We start from the raw sequence: 19,692 nt of genomic DNA on the forward strand, positions 1-19,692 counted from the left end.
CCGGCCGCGTCGTCGCCACCGGCCCGGGCGGCATCCACGTCTCCACCCCGTTCTCCCTGTACGTGGAGCCCGAGACCGTCACCCTGCGGGTCAAGCTGATCGACCGTCAGGGCAAGCCCGCCTCCGGCGCCTCGTCCCTCGACGTCATCGGCACCGACGACGCCCGAGGCGAGCGCCGCTTCAACGACGGGGCCGCCGACCAGGTCTACCGCCTGCGCCCCGGCAGCTACTTCCTCTCCTCCTTCGTCACCACGCCCGACGCGGGTGAGGGCGCCACGCTGAACGACTCGCTCAGCTACCTCGGCCGCCCGCAGGTCGAACTGAAGAAGGACACCACGGTCGTCCTCGACGCCCGCAAGGCCCACCGGCTGTCCGTGAAGGCCGACCGGGACACCGAACTCCGCGGCGCCACGCTCGCGTTCGCCCGCTCCTGGGACGGCTTCTGGCTGCACGCCGGCACCGCCGCCGGACCGCGCTCCCTCCGCGGCTACTACGCCTCGGTCGAAGGCGCCGCCGACGAGGGCGACTTCGAGTTCGGCAGCTACTGGCGGGCCGCCGCCCCGCAGATCACCTCCCTCGCCACCACCGACGGCCTGACCCTCCACCCCCTCACCGGCTCCCTCGGCTCCGACAACCTCGACGGCACCGGCTCCGCCCGCCTCGTCGACGCCGGTACGGGCACGCCCGCCGAGCTCAAGGCCGCCGGGGTCCAGGGCCGCATCGCCCTCGTCCGCCTCCCGGACGACTCCACCGCCGTGAGCACCCTCGCCCGGAACGCCAAGACCGCCGGCGCCGTCGCCGTCGTCACGTACCACTCGGCCCCCGGCCGCTGGTACCCGGCGGGAGGCTTCTCCGGCAACGGCCTGCCCGTCCTCTCGATCCCGTCCACGGAGGCCACCGCGCTCCTCGGCAAGCTGACCGCCGGCGAGACCACCCTCGCCTGGGACGCCACCGCGAAGAGCCCGTACGTCTACAGCCTCGCCTTCCCCGAGAAGGGCGCGATCCGCGACGACCGGGCCTACCGGGTCCACGACGCCCAGCTCGGCCGCACCGACTCCACCTACGGCTCGGCCGGCATCGCCACCGACTTCGTGGACTTCCCGGCCGCCCGCCGCCCCGACGGCGTCCGCGTCGGCTTCGGCTCCCTGGAGGCCGTCCCCGCGCCCGGCACCCGCACCGAGTACTACTCGGCCGGGGAGACGATCTGGGAGCCGATGACCGGGAGCAGCTTCCCCTTCGGCGAGATCATGGTCGGCACCCCGCACGCGTTCACGCCCGGCGAGCGGCGCACCGAGAACTGGTACGACGGCGTCCTCGCCCCCACCGCCCCGCGTGACGACGCCGGGAAGCCGGTCCTCGTCGCCGAGCGGCAGGGCAACCTGATCGGCTTCGCCAACGCCATGTGGGGCGACAGGAGCCACTACGCCGTGGCCGGTTCCTTCGGCGACATCGGCAACATCAGCCTCAGCCGCGACGGTGAGGTCCTCGGCAGCAGCGGCTGGCCGTTCGGCGTCTTCGAGGTACCGGCCGAAGCCGGGACGTACACGCTCGAACAGAACACCATGAAGATCGGCAGCCGGGTCTGGGCGCGCTCCACCTCCGTCAACTCGGTGTGGAAATTCACCTCCAAGCTTGATGAGAGCGTCTATTCTCAGGGCATCCCGATTCTCTTCCCCCGGTACGACCTTCCGGAGGACGGACTCAAGACCCTCGCCGCGACCGACGGCCAGCACATCGGCCTCACCGCGACGGGTCACGCGGGCTACACCCCCGCGGCGCTCACCTCGGCGAAGCTCTCGTACTCCTACGACGGGGGCACGACCTGGACCGAAGCGCGGGTCTCCCAGCAGGGCGACGGCTGGACCGCGACCGTGAACCACGCGGGCGCGACCGGTAAGCAGGTCACCCTGAAGACCGAACTGACGGACGCCAACGGCAACTCCGTCACCCAGACCGTGGTCCGCGCTTACGACGTGCGCTGATCACGCCGGTCCGCCGGGCGTCCTTCCCGTGGGGGGTGGGGCCGCCCGGCGGACCACCCATTTGCAGCAACGGTTTTCCTGGTGTCCCGTTTTCACACGCCGTGAGCGGTGGACAATAAGGGCATGACTCAGCAGGGGGACAACTGGTGGGACAAGCTCTACGACGAGTCGGCGCCGGACACGGCCCCGACGGTCTCGGGTGACACGCTCGACGACCACTTCGCCACGACACCACGCGCACCGCGCCGGGACGATCCGCCGCCCCTGCCGCCCGCCCCACCTCCGGCACCCCACGCACCCCCGGCACCCCACCCGACGCCGCCCGAGCCACCCACGGCCCCGCCGCCGCCCGAGGCACCGCCGGCTGTCACGCCGCCTGCCGCCGCACCGAGCGCGCCACCGGTGGCCCCGCCGCCGCCCGCGCCACCGGCGGCCTCGGCGCCGCCTGCGCCGCCTGCGCCGCCTGTGGTCCCCGCGGCCACCACGCGGCCTGAGGCACCGGCGCCCCCTACGCCGCCCGTGGCCTCCGCGCCGAGCGCGCCCCCCGCCCGCCGGTCGGCGTCGGACGGGGGTGCGCCCTGGGAGGCGCCCGTGGGGGCCGGGCCGCGGACCTTTGCGGCCGCACCCCCGGCGGCTCCGCCGGTCGCCGTCGAGACGCCCACCGTTCAGGTGCCCCTGCCCGAGGAGCCGGCTCCCGACGGCGACCTCACCGTTCAGGTGCCCGTGCCCCGGCCTCGGACCGGGTTCGTCGGGAGTCGGCCGCCCACCTACGAGGCCGAGCCCACCGCGTTGCCGGTCGCGCGGCCCGGGGAGCTCGGGGAGCTCGTCGCCGACACCGTGCTCGACGGGGCCCGGTACGGGACCTGCACGCTGCGGGCCGCCTCCGTACGCGGTGACTCCGCCCGCTACCGGGGCGAGCCCCGCCGCGACGCCCTGCTCACCGCCCGGTTCGGGCACGACGACACCGCGCTCGTCCTCGTCGCCGTCGCCGCCGGCTCCCGTGCCGCCGAGGACGCCCATCTCGCCGCCGCCGACGCCTGCCACTGGATCGCCGAGGCCGTCGGCCGCAGCCACGCCCGGCTCTCCGAGGACATCAGGTCCGGCCGCCGCGGCGACCTCAAGTCCGGACTGCACCGGCTCACCGACCGGACCTACGGCAAGCTGCGGGCCCGCGCCGCCGAGCGCGGCGTCGCACCCGACGAGTACAGCGCGACCCTCCGCTGCCTCCTGGTCCCCGCCGACCCCGAGTGCCGCACCCGGGTCTTCTTCGGCATCGGCGGCGGAGGACTCTTCCGGCTCCGCGACGGCTCCTGGCAGGACCTCGAACCGCTCCTGCCCGAACCGGCCGCCGTCACCGGCGCCCCCGTCGTCGGCTTCGGCTCACCACCCGCCGAGGAGGACCGGCTCACCATGGACCTCGGCATCACCACCGCGCCACCGCTCATCGAGGACCCCGTGCCGCCGCCCGCCGAGCCGTTCCGGTTCCGCGCCTCCGTGGCCCGTGCCGGCGACACCCTGCTCCTCGCCTCGCCCGGCCTCGCCGACCCGATGCGCGGCGAACCGGCCCTCGCCCACGAGCTCGCCGCCCGCTGGGCCGGCGCCGAGCCGCCCGGCCTCGCCGCCTTCCTCGCCGACACCCAGCTGAGGGTGACCGGTTACGCCGACGACCGCACGGGGGTGGCCGTCTGGGAGGCGTAACCCTCCGTGCCGTGTGTTGATGGAGCCATGGCCAAACAGAACGTTGCGGAGCAGTTCGTCGACATCCTCGTCCGCGCGGGCGTCCGGCGCCTGTACGGAGTGGTCGGCGACAGCCTGAACCCGGTGGTCGACGCGATCCGCCGTACGCCGGCGATCGACTGGATCCAGGTGCGGCACGAGGAGACCGCCGCGTTCGCCGCGGGCGCCGAGGCCCAGGTCACCGGCGCCCTCGCCGCCTGCGCCGGCTCCTGCGGGCCCGGCAACCTCCACCTCATCAACGGCCTGTACGACGCCCACCGCTCCATGGCCCCGGTCCTCGCGCTCGCCTCGCACATCCCGTCCAGCGAGATCGGGCTCTCGTACTTCCAGGAGACCCACCCCGACCAGCTGTTCCGCGAGTGCAGCCACTACAGCGAGCTCATCTCCAACCCGAAGCAGATGCCCCGGCTGCTGAACACGGCGATCCAGCACGCCGTCGGCCGCGGCGGCGTCAGCGTCGTCTCGCTGCCCGGCGACATCGCCTCCCAGCCCGCCCCGGAGAAGACCGCGGAGACCGCGCTCGTCACCACCCGGCCCACCGTCCGCCCGGGGGACGCCGAGATCGACGCCCTCGTACGGATGATCGACGCCGCCGACCGGGTGACGCTCTTCTGCGGCAGCGGCACGGCGGGGGCGCACCCCGAGGTGATGCAGTTCGCCGAGCGGATCAAGTCACCAGTCGGCCACGCCCTGCGCGGCAAGGAATGGATCCAGTACGACAATCCGTATGACGTCGGCATGAGCGGTCTGCTCGGGTACGGCGCCGCCTACGAGGCCACCCACGAGTGCGATCTGCTGATCCTGCTCGGCACCGACTTCCCGTACAACGCCTTCCTGCCCGACGACGTCAAGATCGTGCAGGTGGACGTCCGGCCCGAGCACCTCGGCCGCCGTTCCCGGCTCGACCTGGCCGTCTGGGGGGACGTCCGAGAGACCCTGCGCTGTGTGATCCCCCGGGTCCGTGCCAAGACCGACCGCCGCTTCCTCGACAAGATGCTGAAGAAGCACGCCGACGCGCTGGAGGGCGTCGTCAAGGCCTACACCCGCAAGGTCGAGAAGCACGTCCCGATCCACCCCGAGTACGTCGCCTCCGTCATCGACGACCTCGCCGACGACGATGCGGTCTTCACGGTCGACACCGGTATGTGCAATGTCTGGGCGGCCCGCTACCTCTCGCCCAACGGGCGGCGGCGGATCATCGGCTCGTTCAGCCACGGCTCCATGGCCAACGCCCTGCCGCAGGCGATCGGCGCCCAGTTCACGGACCGGAACCGCCAGGTCGTCTCGCTCTCCGGCGACGGCGGCTTCTCGATGCTGATGGGCGACTTCCTGACCCTGGTGCAGTACGACCTGCCGGTGAAGGTCGTCCTCTTCGACAACTCCTCCCTCGGCATGGTCGAGCTGGAGATGCTGGTCGCCGGGCTCCCCTCGTACGGCACGACGAACAAGAACCCGGACTTCGCCGCCATCGCCCGCGCCGCCGGGGCCTACGGCGTCCGCGTCGAGAAGCCCAAGCAGCTCGCCGGCGCGCTCAAGGACGCCTTCAGGCACAAGGGCCCGGCCCTGGTCGACGTCGTCACCGATCCGAACGCGCTCTCCATCCCGCCGAAGATCAGCGCCGAGATGGTGACGGGCTTCGCGCTGTCCGCCAGCAAGATCGTCCTGGACGGCGGAGTCGGCCGCATGCTCCAGATGGCCCGCTCCAACCTCCGCAACGTGCCGAGGCCCTGACGGGGGAGTGTCCGGAAAGTCCCGCCTCATGAATGCGGACGGTGATGCGGGGCATGCATCCCCGTGAGCCTGTTCGACGCGACCTGTGGGTGGGGGATATGGCCGGGGAGGCACGACAGCCGACTCAACTGCTCAGAAAGGTGGGATGCGCCGATCTCACCGCGGTGCCGGAGGTGCGACATGCCCTGCGTGAACTGCTGCGGAAGTGGGGCGGACCGGGCGCCTCCGACGTGGCCGAACTGCTCACCAGCGAACTGGTGACCAATGCCCTGGTCCACACCGAGCACGGGGCCGTCGTGACCGCGACGATCGTCCCCGAGCAGTTGAGGGTCGAGGTCCGCGACTTCGTACCGGGGCTGAAGCAGCCGGACGTACCGCCCGCCGACGACGGTACGCACGGCCGGGGACTCGTCCTCGTCCAGGCACTCGCCGACTCCTGGGGGGTCGAGGACCACGCGCTGGGCAAGGTGGTGTGGTTCGAACTGAACGGCGGGGCCGCCTGAGGGGCGGCCCCGCCGGTCTCCGTCCTCTTCCCGTGCTCAGCCGAACTGCTGCTCCAGGTCCTTGAGCTTGCGCTCCAGCGAGTCGAGGCGGGGCAGCGCCTGGGTGTCGTCCTCGGCGGTGAGGTCCACCGTCCGGGACTCGCCGGGGCGGGGCTCATCGCCCCTGACGGCTTGCAGGGAGGGCCGGGGTCGAAGCGGCAGCTGTCCGGGGTCCGCTATGGCGGGCTCCGCGACGGCGGCCTGCACGGCACCCGACGCGGAGCCCGAACCGCCGCCCGCACCCGCGCCGGCACCCGCGCCGGCCGAGGTGCCGAGCGCCGCCATCTCGACCTGGCGTCCGCCGCCGCGGCCGAGCCCGAAGGCGCGGTGCTGACGGTTGATCGCCTTGAGTCTCGCCCGGTCCAGCTTGACCTGGTCGCGCCGCCGGAGCCGGTTCTCCTCCTTCTCCCGCCGGTCCTCGCGCACCTCGTCGACCGCCTCGTCCAGGGTGCGTACGCCCTCCAGGAGCATCAGCGACCAGGCCGCGAAGGTCTCCCGGGGCGCCCTCAGCCACCGCACGATACGGATCTGCGGCAGCGGACGGGGCACCAGGCCCTGCTCGCGCAGCGCCGCCCGGCGGGTCTGCTTCAGCGCCCGGTCGAAGAGGACCGCCGCCGAGAGGGACATGCCGGCGAAGAAGTGCGGAGCGCCGTCGTGGCCCATGCCGCGCGGTGCGTGCACCCAGTTGAACCAGGCCGCCGCGCCCGCGAACAGCCAGACGAGCAGGCGCGATCCGAGGGCCGCGTCGCCGTGGCTGGCCTCGCGGACCGCGAGCACCGAACAGAACATGGCGGCGCCGTCGAGTCCGAAGGGGACGAGGTACTCCCAGCCCCCGGCGAGGTTGAGGTTCTGCCGGCCGAAGCCCACCAGGCCGTGGAAGGAGAGCGCCGCCGCGACGGCCGCGCAGAGGAACAGCAGCCCGTACGAGGCGAATCCGTAGACGGCCTCCTTGCGTCTGCGGCGCTCCTCGCTCCGTTCCCAGGAGTCGTCGGCCGCGGCCTGGTCACCGGCGCGCTTCCCGCGCGCGAGCACCGCCACCGCCGTCAGGACCCCGGCCACCATCACGCCGCCCGGAAGCAGCCAGTCCAGCGATATGTCGGTCAGTCTCATGCGGTGTCCCTTGCATCGCAGTAGGGCGTTTGGCGGCCCATACTGGCCGACCCCGTGGGGTGCTCAAGGCGTTTCGGGGCAAGAGCACGCCATCGGGGTCGCAAGGCATGCGAATAGGTGCGATCTGGTCGAACGCCCGTGCAAGGAAAGGGAATTGAGTTCGATTAGTGTCACTCGAAAGGGTGGCGTAAGCGCTGCCGCGGCCGCGGAGGTCTCAGACGGCCGCGGTCAGCCGGCGGACGCGCTCGGCGTCGCAGGTGCGCGGGCAGGTGAGGCAGGTGTCCTCGGGGCGCAGCGTGTAGAAGAAGCAGCAGCTGGCCCGGTCGCGGGTGGCGGCCGGGGTGCCGTCCGCCCCCTCGGCGCCGGCGAGCTCGCGGAAGCCCGCGCCGCCGGCGTACGGCTTGCAGGCCTTGGGGGTGCCCGGCAGGAGGAGTTCGAGCTCGGTCATCGCCCGCCGCTCCTCGCCGAGCAGGGTCGCGACGTACCAGAGGCCCTCGACGATCTCGTCCGTGGCCATCCCCCACAGGGCCCGGCGGCCGCGCCGCATCCGGGGGCCGAAGCCGTCGAGGACGGCCTCGAAGTGCTCGGCGAGCGAGGCGCGGACCTCGGCCCGCAGCGCCTCCTCGCCGTCGACGACCCGGGCGCCGGGCAGGGCGGCGGCGGGGTCGCCCGGCAGGCAGGCGAACTCCTCGACCCGGACCGCCATGCGGCCCCGCACCCGCTGGAAGGCCACGTTCCGGACGGGCAGCCGGGGCACCCGGCGGTCCAGGAACCAGGGGACGGTGACGAGGAGGCACGCGGGCCAGGCGTACCGGTGCAGCCCGAAGCCCGCGACGACGTCGGGGCGGGCCCGGGTGCCGTGGTCCCGCAGCACCTGCGCGTCGTCCCAGGCGAGGAAGGCGTCGAGGGCGGGGCCGCCGTACGCGAGCTCGTCCGCGCCGACCCAGCCCGCGCCGCGCGGCAGCCGCTCGCCCCGGGCGGGCTCCTCCGTCCGCAGGCCGGGGAAGACCTCGGCGAGCCGGGCGTAGGAAGCCGCGACGGGGGAGGCCAGGGGTGTGGGCAACAGGGCGGGGACGGTCATGCACACCACCGAATCGCGAGCGCTGGAAGGTTAGCCTTACCTTACCCGATTCGAGTGGGCTCTCACTTCCGGGGAACCCCTCCCACCTGCGGAGGCGGCCCGTATGCCCCGGATGTCGGTCCGTTCGCCTATGGTGCACAGAGGACCCGGGCGACGCGAGCCGGGCCCGGCACGAGGCCGCAGGAGGACCCGGGTGGAGCAGGGCGCAGCGCGCGAGCGGGCGACGGAGAGGCCGTCGCCCCCCTTCGGCGACGCCGCACGCGCGGAGACCGTACGAGCCCCGTCCGTACGTCCGGGGCCGCAGCACCCCGAATCCCTGCGGGTCCCCGAGCAGGCGCGCGGTGCCGAGTACGTCCGCGGCGAGCACACCCACGGCGAACCGGCACCCCTCGGCCCCCGCACCGTGCGCCGGCACTCCGTCCGCGGCCAGATCCTCGAAGCGCTCCGCACCGCTCTCGTCGGCGGCGAACTCCGGCCAGGCGAGGTGTACTCCGCGCCCGCGCTCGCCGAGCGCTTCGGCGTCTCCGCCACCCCCGTCCGCGAGGCCATGCAGCGCCTCGCCGTCGAGGGGGCCGTCGAGGTCGTGCCGAACCGCGGCTTCCGCGTCACCGAGCGCACCCCCCGCGAGCTCGCCGAGCTCGCCGAGGTCCGCGCGCTCATCGAGGTCCCCGTCATGCTGCGGCTCGCCCGCACGGTCCCGGCCGCCCGCTGGGCCGAGCTCCGGCCGCTCGCCGAGGCCACCTCGACCGCCGCCGCCCGGGGCGACCGCGCGCACTACGCCGAGACCGACCGGGCCTTCCACCGGGCCGTCCTCTCGCTCGCCGGGAACGAGCAGCTGCTCGCCGTCGCCGACGACCTCCACCGCCGCTCCCAGTGGCCCCTGATCAGCGCCCCCGTCCTCCGCCACGGCGTCCTCGTCGCCGACGCCGCCGAGCACACCGCCCTGCTCGACGCCCTGATCGCCCAGGACCTGACCGTGGTCCAGACCCTGGTGCAGGAGCACTTCGCGGGATCGGACTGCTGAGCACCCGGCACCGGGCACGAGAACACTTCACCGGAACGGAGTCTTGATCGCCCCGGACGACTAAGGTCGAAGACGTCAGCCGTCCGTAGTGCGTCACCCGTGAGGTGTCCGATGCCGACCGTGAGTCCGTCCCCGGCATGGGACGGTACGCAAGCCGAGGCCGCCGCGCTGCTCGGCTGGCTCACCGATCCCGAGGCGCCCCGGATGTGCCTCGTCACCGGCGCCCCCGGCAGCGGGAAGACGGCGCTGCTCGGCTGGCTCGCCGCGTACGGACCCCGGTCCGGCCGCTCCCGCCGCCGCACCGCCCGCGTGCTCGTCCCGCTCGCCGGACAGAGCGCGCTCGGCGCCGCCTGGACCATCGCCGACCGCCTCGGCGTCGTGGCCCGGACGCCCGACGACCTCGTCCACGCCCTCGCCACGAGCGAGCCGCGGCCCGCCGGCCGGGCCGTCCTCCTCCTCACCGACCTCCATGCCGCCGCCGAGCCCGCCGCGCTGACCCGGCTCATCGCCGAGCTCGCCGGAGTCGGCCGGATACGGCTCGTCGTCGAGGCCCGGAGCGGCACCCCGGCCCCCGCCGTCCTGCGCGCCGAGCGCCGGGTCACCGTCCTCGACCTCGACGGCGCGCCCGACACCGCCGACGGCGCCCGGCCGGAGCCGGCCCCGCAGCTGCCGGACCTCTCCGACCCGGTGGCCGTCTGCGCGGCCGACCCGCTGCTCGTCACCACGGCGTACGTCACCGGCGCGGCCCTCGCCGGGGTGCCGGGCACCCTCGACGGCCCCGAGCCGTCCGCCCGGCCCGACGGGGGCGGCGTCGACGAGCACGGCGGACTCCGCACCGCCTGGATGCGCGCCGGACAGTCGCTCTGCCGCGAACAGACCCCGGAAGAACGGGCGTTGGTGCTCCTCGCCGCGCTCGGCGACGGCGCCGACCCACGGCTCCGCCCCGCGCTCGCCACGCTCGCGGAGGGCGCGCCCTGGCGGGTCCGGTGGGCCCGCCACCGCGGCGACCTGAACCCGCCCTGGCCCGGCCCGGTCACCGTGCTCGGCGCGGCGGGCGGCCCGCTGGAGGGCACCCTCCTCGTCGGCGACCCCACCGGCACCGTGCGGCTGCTCCACGAGGCCGACGCGAGTCCCGCCGGCCGCCTCGCGCACACGGTCCCGGGCCGGATCACCGCGCTCGCGCCCGCGCCGGACGGCACGGTGCTGCTCCTGGACGACCGGGGCCGGCTGCACGCCGTACGGGGCACGGCACCCCGGCCCCCGTACCTGGAGCGGCTCACCGAGGCGGTCTCGGCGACCCTGGCCCGCCACCCGGGCACGGCGCTCGCGGCGATCGCCGGTTCGGTGGTGGTGGGGGACCGGCTGGGCTCCGTGCACGCCTTCGGCCTGACGGGCCTTCACCAGTCGGCCTCGCACAGCGGCCGGGTCACGGCCGTGGCCGCGGTCGAGTCCGAGACCCCGTTCGTCTGCTCGGGCGGCGCGGACGGGAGCGTCCGGCTCTGGACCCCCGGCCGCGACGCGCGCCCGGAGCCCCTCGCCGAACGCCCCTCGCCGGTCGTCTCCCTGCACGCGACCGAGACCCCGTACGGGCCGCTGGTCGCCGCGGCCTGGGCCGACGGCCTGGTCGAGCTCCACCGTCCGGAGGGCGGACCGATGCTCTCCTTCCGACCGGGCCCCCCGGTCCGCGCGGTCGCGGTCACCGCCGCCGGCTCGCTCCTCGTGGGCACCGACGACAGCCTGGTGTGCCTGGTGCCCCGGGAGTGAACGTTCACGGGACGTCAGAAGCCGTCCCGTGAACGCGACTTCAGGTGGCCGCCCGGGGTGTCAGCTGGGCCGACAGCCAGGTCGGCACCCCGCCGAGCAACTGGAAGAGGCGTCGTGCCTCGGCGCGCAGACGCCCCGCCTCCGGCTCGGTCTCGGTGTTCGCCAGGGCCGTGAGCGCCGGGGCCGTACCGACCAGATAACCCAGCTCCTCGCGGATCCGCAGCGACTCCGCGAAACCGTGCCGCGCCTCCGCCAACTCCCCCTCGCGCAGGGCGAGTCCGGCGAGGTGCCGCCAGGTGAAGGAGAGCAGGAGCGAATCGCCCTGGGCGGTCGCCCCCGCGTGCGCCCTGCGGTACGCGGCGCGGGCCGCCTGCGGGGAGTCGCCGAGGTTCTGGGCGATGAGCCCGCGCCGGAAGTCCAGGAGGGGGCGGCCGCCGGCGGAGGGGCCGATCAGCGCCGCCGCCCGGCCGAGCGCCATCCGTGCCTCGTCGGCCCGGTCGCGCACCCCCAACAGGGTCGAGGCGTAGGCGAGATAGCCGCGTTCGCAGGCCGCGGCCCCGCGTTCCTCGTCGGTGCCGGCCACCGCCTCGGCCGTCCGCAGCGCCTCCTCGGCGTCGGCCCAGCCCTTCTCGGTGTAGAGGCAGCGCTCGATGAGCAGCGCGGCCCGTTCGAGTGCGGCCGCCGGTTCGGTCGCGTGCGGCGCGAGCAGCGCGGCCGCGTCCGTCCAGCAACCTCGGGAGCGGAGCCGCCATATGGCGGTCTCCACGGGTGTCTCCTTGCCGTAGGCGAGGGACGGATCTTCGCCACCCCTTGATTCGGAACCAGACATGGCGGTATCCGCCACATTGCCCTCCCCGAGCGCGCCATCGAGCTGTTGAGTAGGACGGCATCTCAGCACGGATGGGAGTACCCGGCCAAGGGGTCGGGTGAAAAATTTCACAAGACTCCGAAGGGGGTGCGGACCCCCGCCGCGGCCCGTTCCCGTCGGGCGCCGGAGGCCCGATCCGCCCGTGATCACGCCGGTGATCAGGCGCGGGCCGGGTTCGCGGGACCCTGCGCCGAGGGCCCGCCGCGGCCCCGTTCCCCACTCCTTCGGACTCGCTCGAAGGAGTGAAACACCGGGACCCCGTCGGGCCCTCGCGCATCCGCTCCGGTTCCCCCGAACGGGGGTCAGCTCATCCGCAGCGCCAGGAAGAAGTCGAGCTTGTCCTCCAGGCGGGAGAGGTCACGGCCGGTGAGCTGCTCGATCCGGCCCACCCGGTAGCGCAGCGTGTTCACGTGCAGGTGGAGGCGGGTCGCACAGCGGGTCCAGGAGCCGTCGCAGTCCAGGAAGGCCTCCAGGGTCGGGATGAGCTCCGCCCGGTGGCGCCGGTCGTAGTCCCGCAGCGGGTCGAGCAGCCGGGCCGTGAAGGCGCGCCGCACGTCGTCCGGGACGAACGGCAGCAGCAGCACGTGCGAGGCCAGCTCGTGGTGCCCGGCGGCGCAGACCCGCCCCGGACGGGCGGCGGCCACCCGGCGGGCGTGCCGGGCCTCCTCCAGGGCCCCGCGCAGGCCCTCCGCCGAGTGCACGGCCGCGCTGACGCCCAGCGTGAGGCGCCCGTCGCCGTCGAGACCGGAGGACAGCGGAGCCCGTACGGAGGCGAGCAGCGCGTCCGCGTGGAGACCGAGGGCGGGGGCCGGGCCCTCGTCCTCGCTCTCCGGCAGCGGACCCGCGGCCAGCGGGACCAGGGCGATCGCCTCGTCGCCGCTGTGCGCGACCGCGATCCGGTCCGCCGACTCGGCGCCGACGGTCGCCGGGTCGACGAGGATCTCCTCCAGGAGCGCCTGGGCGACCGGACCCGTCTCCACGGGGGCCTGGCCCGCCTCCTGGTCCCACTCCACGCGGGCGACGACGACCTGCCAGTGCGGGGCCGTGCCGAGCCCGGGCAGCAGCACCGGGGCGGCGACCCGCAGCCGGGCCGCGATCTCGGCGGGCGCGGCGCCCGTCTGCACCAGCTCCAGGACCTCCTGGGCGAGCCTGCGCCGTACCGTACGGGCCGCGTCGCGCCGGTCCCGCTCGACGGCGATCAGCTGGGTGACGCCCTGGAGCAGGTCGAGCCGGGCGGCGGGCCAGTCCCCGGCGTCCGCCTCGACGGCGAGCAGCCAGTCGGACAGGACCGTCTCGCGCACGTCACGGGAGGCCGGCGGGGCGCCCCGGCCGGTGTTGCGGATCGGGAAGAGCGAGTACGTGGTTCCGGCGACGCTCAGCCGGTGCGGGCCGCGCCGGCCGGTCCGGGTGGCGGCCAGGTGCTCACCGGCCAGGGTGGCGGCGAGCGGGGCCTCCAGGGGCTCGCCGGCGCCCGCGATCTGGCGGCCGGTGGGGGAGAGGACCCAGGCCCGCAGGTCCAGGTCGGAGCCGAGGAGGTCGAGGACGACCTCGGGCCCGCCGCCGGCCGGACCGGAGGTCATCAGGCGCCGGTGGCGGTCGACGACGGCCGCCAGGTCGCCGGCCCGCTCGCCGGAGACCTGTCGAACAACATGTTCGGTGATCGTCGCGAACGCAACGGATTCGTTCACTGCGAAGAGCGGCAGCCGATGGCGCGAACACGCCTCTACGAGATCGTCGGGGATGTCGCCGAGCTCGGCCTCACCCGCGGCGAGGGCCGCCACCCCGGCCGAGGCGAGGATCCGGACGAAGGGCTCGGCGTCGGCCGGCTCCGCCCGCCAGGCCAGGCCGGTCAGCACCAGCTCGCCGCCGGACAGGTACCGGCTGGGGTCCTTGAGGTCCGTCGTCATCACGCCTCGGACGGTCCGGTCCAGCTCGTCCTCGCCGCCGAGCAGGCGCAGCCCGAGCGCGTCGTTCTCCAGCAGTGCGCGCAGCCGCATCGTGTCGCCGCCGTTCCTTCGTTCGGTGATGGTGGGTGTCGCGTTGTCGACGGTGGGGTGGTGCCACCGTTTCCAGGGGAAAACAGCGAGGTTTCTGTTCCCCGCCGTTCGTTCGAATCTACAAGACGACGATGGGGACCAGCCAACTCCTTCATGTTTTCGGTGACTGCACCTGGGCGATCGTGGCTTGTGTACTAGGCCACACACCGCGTGAACAGCACATGAACACGATGTCGAGGGCCGGCCGTCCCCCCGGACCCACTAGCTCGCCCCCCGATCACCAGAATCACTAGAAGAGAGCCACCATGGACTTCCTTCGCCCCGCCAGCTGGGAGGAGGCGCTCGCCGCCAAGGCCGAGCACCCCACGGCCGTGCCCATCGCCGGTGGTACCGACGTCATGGTCGAGATCAACTTCGACCACCGGCGCCCCGAGTACCTCCTGGACCTGAACCGCATCGAGCTGCTGCGTGAGTGGGAGGTCGGCGAGGAGAACGTACGCCTCGGCGCCTCCGTCCCGTACACGCAGATCATGGAGAACCTGCGCACGGAGCTCCCGGGTCTGGCCCTGGCCTCGCACACGGTCGCCTCCCCGCAGATCCGCAACCGCGGCGGCGTCGGCGGCAACCTCGGCACCGCGTCGCCCGCCGGTGACGCCCACCCGGCCCTGCTCGCCGCGGGCGCCGAGGTCGAGGTCGAGTCGGTGCGCGGCAACCGCTTCATCCCGATCGACGAGTTCTACACGGGCGTGAAGCGCAACGCGCTCCAGCCCGACGAGCTCATCAAGACCGTCCACATCAAGAAGGCGGACGGCCCCCAGCAGTACTCCAAGGTCGGCACCCGCAACGCGATGGTCATCGCCGTCTGCGCCTTCGGCCTGGCCCTGCACCCGGAGACCCGGACCGTGCGCACCGGCATCGGCTCCGCCGCGCCGACCCCGATCCGCGCCAAGGATGCCGAGGCCTTCCTGAACGCGGCTCTCGAGGAGGGCGGCTTCTGGGACAACGGCAAGATCATCACCCCGTCGATCGCGAAGCAGTTCGCCGACCTCTGCTCGGCCGCCGCCAACCCGATCGACGACGTCCGCGGCACCGCCAAGTACCGGCGCCACGCCGTCGGCATCATGGCTCGCCGCCAGCTCGGCTGGACGTGGGAGCAGTACCGCGGCGCGGGCCGCACGCTTGAGGGAGCTGCATAACCATGCGCGTCAATTTCACGGTCAACGGTCGTCCGCAGGAAGCCGACGACGTCTGGGAGGGCGAGTCCCTCCTCTACGTTCTGCGTGAGCGTCTGGGTCTGCCCGGCTCCAAGAACGCGTGTGAGCAGGGCGAGTGCGGTTCCTGCACCGTCCGTCTCGACGGCGTGCCGGTCTGTTCGTGCCTGGTCGCCGCCGGTCAGGTCGAGGGCCGCGAGGTCGTCACCGTCGAGGGCCTGGCGGAGTTCGCCAAGGAGCGCGAGGCGCACAGCGGTTGCGCCTCCGGCGCCTGCGGCACCTCGATCGACGAGGCCAAGCGCTGGGAGGCGAAGCCGGCTCAGGACTCGCAGACCGGCGAGGGTGTCGAACTCTCCCCGATCCAGCAGGCGTTCATCGACGCCGGCGCCGTCCAGTGCGGTTTCTGCACCCCCGGTCTGCTCGTCGCGGCCGACGAGATGCTGGAGCGCAACCCGTCCCCGACGGACGCGGACATCCGCGAGGCGCTCTCCGGCAACCTCTGCCGCTGCACCGGTTACGAGAAGATCCTCGACGCGGTCCGCCTCGCGGCCGCCCGTCAGGGAGAGGCGGTCTGACCATGGCTGGCACCACCACCGGCATCCCCCGGGACGTCACCCAGAACCACACCAAGGGCGGCGTCGGCGAGTCCACGCTCCGCCCCGACGGCACCCTCAAGGTCACCGGCGAGTTCGCCTACTCCTCGGACATGTGGCACGAGGAGATGCTGTGGGGCCAGGTCCTGCGCTCCACCGTCGCGCACGCCGAGATCGTGTCGATCGACACCTCCGAGGCCCTGAAGGTGTCGGGCGTCTACGCCGTCCTGACCCACGAGGACCTGCCGGCCGCGAAGAACTACGGCATGGAGTTCCAGGACACCCCGGTCCTCGCCTACGGCAAGGTCCGTCACCACGGTGAGCCGGTCGCCCTCGTGGCCGCCGACCACCCGGAGACCGCCCGCCGCGCCGCCGCGAAGATCAAGGTCGAGTACCGGGAGCTCCCGGTCATCACCGACGAGGCGTCGGCCACGGCCCCGGACGCGATCCTGGTCCACGAGAACCGCACCGACCACGCCTTCGCCCACGTCACACACCCGAACATCGTGCACCGCCAGCCGATCATCCGGGGCGACGCCGCCGAGGCCGCCAAGCGCGCCGACGTCATCGTCAAGGGCGAGTACACCTTCGGCATGCAGGACCAGGCCTTCCTCGGCCCCGAGTCCGGCCTCGCCGTACCGGCCGAGGACGGCGGCGTCGACCTGTACGTCGCCACCCAGTGGCTGCACTCGGACCTCAAGCAGATCGCCCCCTGCCTCGGCCTGCCCGAGGAGAAGGTCCGCATGACCATGGCGGGCATCGGCGGCGCGTTCGGCGGCCGCGAGGACATCTCGATGCAGATCCTCGCCTCCGTGCTCGCCCTGCGCACCAACAAGCCGGTCAAGATGGTCTACAACCGGTACGAGTCCTTCTTCGGGCACGTCCACCGGCACCCGGCGAAGCTCTACTACGAGCACGGCGCCACCAAGGACGGCAAGCTCACGCACGTGAAGTGCAAGATCGTGCTCGACGGCGGCGCGTACGCCTCCTCCACGGTCTCGGTCGTCGGCAACGCCTCCTCCCTCTCGATCGGCCCCTACGTCGTCGACGACGTGGAGATCGAGGCGATCGGCCTCTACACCAACAACCCGCCCTGCGGCGCCATGCGCGGCTTCGGCGCGGTCCAGGCCTGCTTCGCCTACGAGGCGCAGATGGACAAGCTCGCGGCCAAGCTGGGCATGGACCCGGTCGAGCTGCGCCAGCTCAACGCCATGGAGCAGGGCACGATCATGCCGACCGGCCAGGTCGTGGACTCGCCGGCCCCGGTCGCCGAGCTCCTCCGCCGGGTCAAGGCCCGCCCGCTGCCGCCGGAGCGCCAGTGGGAGACCGCCGGCGAGAGCGCGGACGTCCGCGCGCTGCCGGGCGGCCTGTCCAACACCTCGCACGGCGAGGGTGTCGTACGGGGCGTCGGCTACGCGGTCGGCATCAAGAACGTCGGCTTCTCCGAGGGCTTCGACGACTACTCGACCGCCAAGATCCGCATCGAGGTCATCAACGGCGAGGCCGTCGCCACGGTCCACACCGCCGCGGCGGAGGTCGGCCAGGGCGGTGTCACCATCCACGCGCAGATCGCCCGCACCGAGCTCGGCGTCCAGCAGGTCACGATCCACCCCGCCGACACCCAGGTGGGCTCGGCCGGTTCGACCTCCGCGGGCCGCCAGACGTACATGACCGGCGGCGCCATCAAGAACTCCTGCGAGATCGTCCGCGAGAAGGTCCTGGAGATCGGCCGGCGCAAGTTCGGCTCGTACCACCCGGCCTGGGCCAACGCCGAACTCCTCCTGGAGGGCGGCAAGGTCGTCACCGACGGCGGCGAGGCCCTCGCGACCATCGCGGACGTCCTGGAGGACCAGGTCGTGGAGGTCGAGGAGGAGTTCCGGCACCGTCCGACCCAGGCCTTCGACATCGTCACCGGCCAGGGCAACGGCCACGTCCAGTACGCCTTCGCCGCGCACCGCGCGGTGGTGGAGGTGGACACCGAGCTCGGCCTCGTGAAGGTGATCGAGCTGGCCTGTGCCCAGGACGTCGGCAAGGCGGTCAACCCGCTCTCCGTGGTCGGCCAGATCCAGGGTGGCACCACCCAGGGCCTGGGCGTCGCGGTGATGGAGGAGATCATCGTCGACCCGAAGACCGCGAAGGTGCGCAACCCCTCCTTCACGGACTACCTGATCCCGACGATCCTCGACACGCCGACCATCCCGGTCGACTACCTCGAGCTGGCCGACCCCCACGCGCCGTACGGCGTCCGGGGCATCGGCGAGGCCCCGACCCTGTCGTCCACCCCGGCCGTCCTCGCGGCGATCCGGGCGGCGACGGGCCTGGAGCTCAACAAGACGCCGGTCCGCCCCGAGGCGCTCACCGGCACCCTGTAGGACTCTCCGGGCGGTGCGTGCCTCCCAGGAACGTCACACTTCCCCGCCCGCACCGCCCGGAGCAGCAGTACCCCCGCAGTACCCCGTTCGTCTCGGGCCGTCCCCCGGGTCGTGCAGCCAACAGCAGTTCCCAAATCCCGCTGATACGAGCCTCCCTCGTGCGGGTGCCCCTTTGAACCTTGGGAGTAGGCCCCATGACCCAGTCGTCTGTGGAGCCCAAGACCACCGCGGAGGACGCGGGCTCCGGCTCGCGCAACCCCGCCGGGCGTTCTTGGCTCGACCGGTACTTTCACATCTCGGAGAGAGGATCCACCGTCGCGACGGAGATCCGCGGCGGCGTCACCACCTTCATGGCGATGGCGTACATTCTCCTGCTCAACCCGATCCTCCTCGGAGGCCCGGACGTCGACAAGCACGTCCTCGCCACCTCCGCCGTCATCACGGCGACCGCCTTCGCGGCGGCGGTGACCACCCTGCTGATGGGCTTCGTCGGCAAGGTCCCGCTCGTCCTCGCGGCCGGCCTCAGCGTCTCCGGTGTGCTCGCGACCCAGGTCGTGCCCAAGATGACCTGGCCCCAGGCCATGGGCATGTGCGTCGTCTACGGCGTGGTGATCTGCCTCCTGGTGGTCACCGGTCTCCGCGAGATGATCATGAATGCGATCCCGCTGCCGCTCAAGCACGGCATCACCATCGGCATCGGCCTCTTCATCGCGCTGATCGGCTTCAACAAGGCCGGCTTCGTGGGCGCCGGCCCGCAGTTCGGCCCGCCCATCACCCTCGGCTCCGGCGGCGAACTCGTCGGCTGGCCGGTCCTGATCTTCGCGGTCACCCTGCTCGCGATCTTCGCCCTCCAGGCCCGCAAGGTTCCGGGCGCGATCCTCATCGGCATCGTCGCCGGCACCATCGTCTCCCTGATCGTCAACGCGGTCGCGGACATCCCGGCCAAGGGCCCGGGCTCCTGGGCCAACGGCGCTCCCGAGCTCAAGGGCAGCGCGGTCTCCACCCCGGACTTCTCGCTCTTCGGCGACGTCTCCTTCGGCGGCTGGGGCGACGTCGGCTTCATCACCGTCGGCGTCATCGTCTTCACCCTGGTCCTCGCCGGCTTCTTCGACGCCATGGCCACCATCATCGGCGTCGGCACCGAGGCCAACCTCGCCGACGACAAGGGCCGGATGCCCGGCCTGTCCAAGGCGCTGTTCATCGACGGCGCGGGCGGCGCGATCGGCGGCGTCTCCGGCGCCTCCGGCCAGACCGTGTTCGTGGAGTCCGCCACCGGCGTCGGCGAAGGCGCCCGCACCGGCTTCTCCTCGGCCATCACCGGCCTGTTCTTCGCGGCCTGCCTCTTCTTCACGCCCATCACCCAGATCGTGCCCCGTGAGGTCGGCTCCGCCGCCCTGGTCGTCATCGGAGCGATGATGATGATGAACGCGAAGCACGTGAACTGGGGCGACAGCTCCGTCGCGATCCCGGTCTTCCTGACGGTCGTCCTTATGCCGTTCACCTACAGCATCACCCCGGGCGTCGCGGCCGGCGTCATCGCCTACACCGTCATCAAGGTGGCGCAGGGCAAGGCGCGCGAGGTCGGTGCGTTCATGTGGGCCCTGACCGCGATCTTCATCGTGTTCTTCGCCCTTCACCCGATCGAGGGGTGGCTGGGCGTCAGCTGACGCCCGACCCGCC

14 protein-coding genes are annotated in these 19,692 nt (G+C 73.0%); 10 read left to right on the top strand and 4 right to left on the bottom strand.

Features of this window, described 5'->3' with window-relative positions:
* From ACFYX3_RS40620 to ACFYX3_RS40635, 4 genes are all read left to right on the top strand, one after another.
* Positions 1 to 1,982 (top strand): PA domain-containing protein (locus ACFYX3_RS40620; protein WP_389024989.1); only part of this gene is annotated, 1,982 nt, incomplete at its 5' end.
* Positions 1,983 to 2,105: 123 nt separating this feature from the next.
* Entirely contained in the window at positions 2,106 to 3,680 is a 1,575-nt protein-coding gene (locus ACFYX3_RS40625) for a protein phosphatase 2C domain-containing protein (RefSeq protein WP_389024991.1), read from the top strand.
* 27 nt (positions 3,681 to 3,707) lie between these two features.
* Positions 3,708 to 5,450, top strand: a complete 1,743-nt coding sequence (locus ACFYX3_RS40630; protein ID WP_389024993.1) for a pyruvate dehydrogenase — start codon at positions 3,708 to 3,710, stop codon at positions 5,448 to 5,450.
* 53 nt (positions 5,451 to 5,503) lie between these two features.
* A complete protein-coding gene (locus ACFYX3_RS40635; RefSeq protein ID WP_389024995.1) occupies positions 5,504 to 5,953 on the top strand; it encodes an ATP-binding protein in 450 nt (149 codons plus the stop codon).
* A gap of 36 nt (positions 5,954 to 5,989) precedes the next feature.
* Here the strand turns inward: ACFYX3_RS40635 and ACFYX3_RS40640 are convergent, their stop codons facing one another.
* Both ACFYX3_RS40640 and ACFYX3_RS40645 read right to left on the bottom strand, forming a co-directional pair.
* Complete coding sequence (locus ACFYX3_RS40640) at positions 5,990 to 7,102, bottom strand: DUF2637 domain-containing protein (protein WP_389024997.1); 1,113 nt, start codon at positions 7,100 to 7,102, stop codon at positions 5,990 to 5,992.
* Positions 7,103 to 7,316: 214 nt separating this feature from the next.
* Positions 7,317 to 8,183, bottom strand: coding sequence for a (2Fe-2S)-binding protein (locus ACFYX3_RS40645; protein WP_389024999.1), 867 nt, complete (start codon positions 8,181 to 8,183; stop codon positions 7,317 to 7,319).
* A 193-nt stretch (positions 8,184 to 8,376) separates the two neighbouring features.
* Here ACFYX3_RS40645 and ACFYX3_RS40650 point away from each other — a divergent pair, with 193 nt between their 5' ends.
* On the top strand, positions 8,377 to 9,207 hold the full coding sequence (locus ACFYX3_RS40650; protein WP_389025001.1) for a GntR family transcriptional regulator: 831 nt from the start codon (positions 8,377 to 8,379) through the stop codon (positions 9,205 to 9,207).
* A gap of 111 nt (positions 9,208 to 9,318) precedes the next feature.
* On the top strand, positions 9,319 to 10,971 hold the full coding sequence (locus ACFYX3_RS40655) for a WD40 repeat domain-containing protein (protein ID WP_389025003.1): 1,653 nt from the start codon (positions 9,319 to 9,321) through the stop codon (positions 10,969 to 10,971).
* A gap of 40 nt (positions 10,972 to 11,011) precedes the next feature.
* Here ACFYX3_RS40655 and ACFYX3_RS40660 read toward each other — a convergent pair whose 3' ends face one another.
* On the bottom strand, positions 11,012 to 11,815 hold the full coding sequence (locus ACFYX3_RS40660) for a hypothetical protein (protein ID WP_389025005.1): 804 nt from the start codon (positions 11,813 to 11,815) through the stop codon (positions 11,012 to 11,014).
* Positions 11,816 to 12,141: 326 nt separating this feature from the next.
* A complete protein-coding gene (locus tag ACFYX3_RS40665) occupies positions 12,142 to 13,836 on the bottom strand; it encodes a PucR family transcriptional regulator (protein WP_389025007.1) in 1,695 nt (564 codons plus the stop codon).
* Between the two features lie 305 nt (positions 13,837 to 14,141).
* On the opposite strand from ACFYX3_RS40665, the gene ACFYX3_RS40670 reads away from it, so the two are divergent.
* The 4 genes from ACFYX3_RS40670 (at position 14,142) to ACFYX3_RS40685 (ending at position 19,679) form a co-directional block, all read left to right on the top strand.
* On the top strand, positions 14,142 to 15,032 hold the full coding sequence (locus ACFYX3_RS40670; RefSeq protein WP_376593891.1) for an FAD binding domain-containing protein: 891 nt from the start codon (positions 14,142 to 14,144) through the stop codon (positions 15,030 to 15,032).
* Positions 15,033 to 15,034: 2 nt separating this feature from the next.
* The gene (locus ACFYX3_RS40675; RefSeq protein WP_184932159.1) at positions 15,035 to 15,622 is read left to right on the top strand and encodes a (2Fe-2S)-binding protein; all 588 of its coding nucleotides are present in this window, start codon (positions 15,035 to 15,037) and stop codon (positions 15,620 to 15,622) included.
* Between the two features lie 2 nt (positions 15,623 to 15,624).
* The gene (locus ACFYX3_RS40680; RefSeq protein WP_389025010.1) at positions 15,625 to 18,012 is read left to right on the top strand and encodes a xanthine dehydrogenase family protein molybdopterin-binding subunit; all 2,388 of its coding nucleotides are present in this window, start codon (positions 15,625 to 15,627) and stop codon (positions 18,010 to 18,012) included.
* Positions 18,013 to 18,206: 194 nt separating this feature from the next.
* Positions 18,207 to 19,679, top strand: a complete 1,473-nt coding sequence (locus ACFYX3_RS40685; RefSeq protein ID WP_389025012.1) for an NCS2 family permease — start codon at positions 18,207 to 18,209, stop codon at positions 19,677 to 19,679.
* Positions 19,680 to 19,692 lie beyond the last annotated feature (13 nt).

The organism is Streptomyces sp. NPDC002463 (genome assembly GCF_042889835.1).
GTDB lineage: Bacteria > Actinomycetota > Actinomycetes > Streptomycetales > Streptomycetaceae > Streptomyces > Streptomyces nymphaeiformis.

Bases quoted from the DNA above. Each gene is read 5' to 3' on its own strand.
- ACFYX3_RS40625 (WP_389024991.1), top strand. From the start codon at position 2,106: ATGACTCAGCAGGGGGACAACTGGTGGGACAAGCTCTACGACGAGTCG.
- ACFYX3_RS40630 (WP_389024993.1), top strand. From the start codon at position 3,708: ATGGCCAAACAGAACGTTGCGGAGCAGTTCGTCGACATCCTCGTCCGC.
- ACFYX3_RS40635 (WP_389024995.1), top strand. From the start codon at position 5,504: ATGCATCCCCGTGAGCCTGTTCGACGCGACCTGTGGGTGGGGGATATG.
- ACFYX3_RS40640 (WP_389024997.1), bottom strand. From the start codon at position 7,102: ATGAGACTGACCGACATATCGCTGGACTGGCTGCTTCCGGGCGGCGTG.
- ACFYX3_RS40645 (WP_389024999.1), bottom strand. From the start codon at position 8,183: ATGACCGTCCCCGCCCTGTTGCCCACACCCCTGGCCTCCCCCGTCGCG.
- ACFYX3_RS40655 (WP_389025003.1), top strand. From the start codon at position 9,319: ATGCCGACCGTGAGTCCGTCCCCGGCATGGGACGGTACGCAAGCCGAG.
- ACFYX3_RS40665 (WP_389025007.1), bottom strand. From the start codon at position 13,836: ATGCGGCTGCGCGCACTGCTGGAGAACGACGCGCTCGGGCTGCGCCTG.
- ACFYX3_RS40670 (WP_376593891.1), top strand. From the start codon at position 14,142: ATGGACTTCCTTCGCCCCGCCAGCTGGGAGGAGGCGCTCGCCGCCAAG.
- ACFYX3_RS40675 (WP_184932159.1), top strand. From the start codon at position 15,035: ATGCGCGTCAATTTCACGGTCAACGGTCGTCCGCAGGAAGCCGACGAC.
- ACFYX3_RS40680 (WP_389025010.1), top strand. From the start codon at position 15,625: ATGGCTGGCACCACCACCGGCATCCCCCGGGACGTCACCCAGAACCAC.
- ACFYX3_RS40685 (WP_389025012.1), top strand. From the start codon at position 18,207: ATGACCCAGTCGTCTGTGGAGCCCAAGACCACCGCGGAGGACGCGGGC.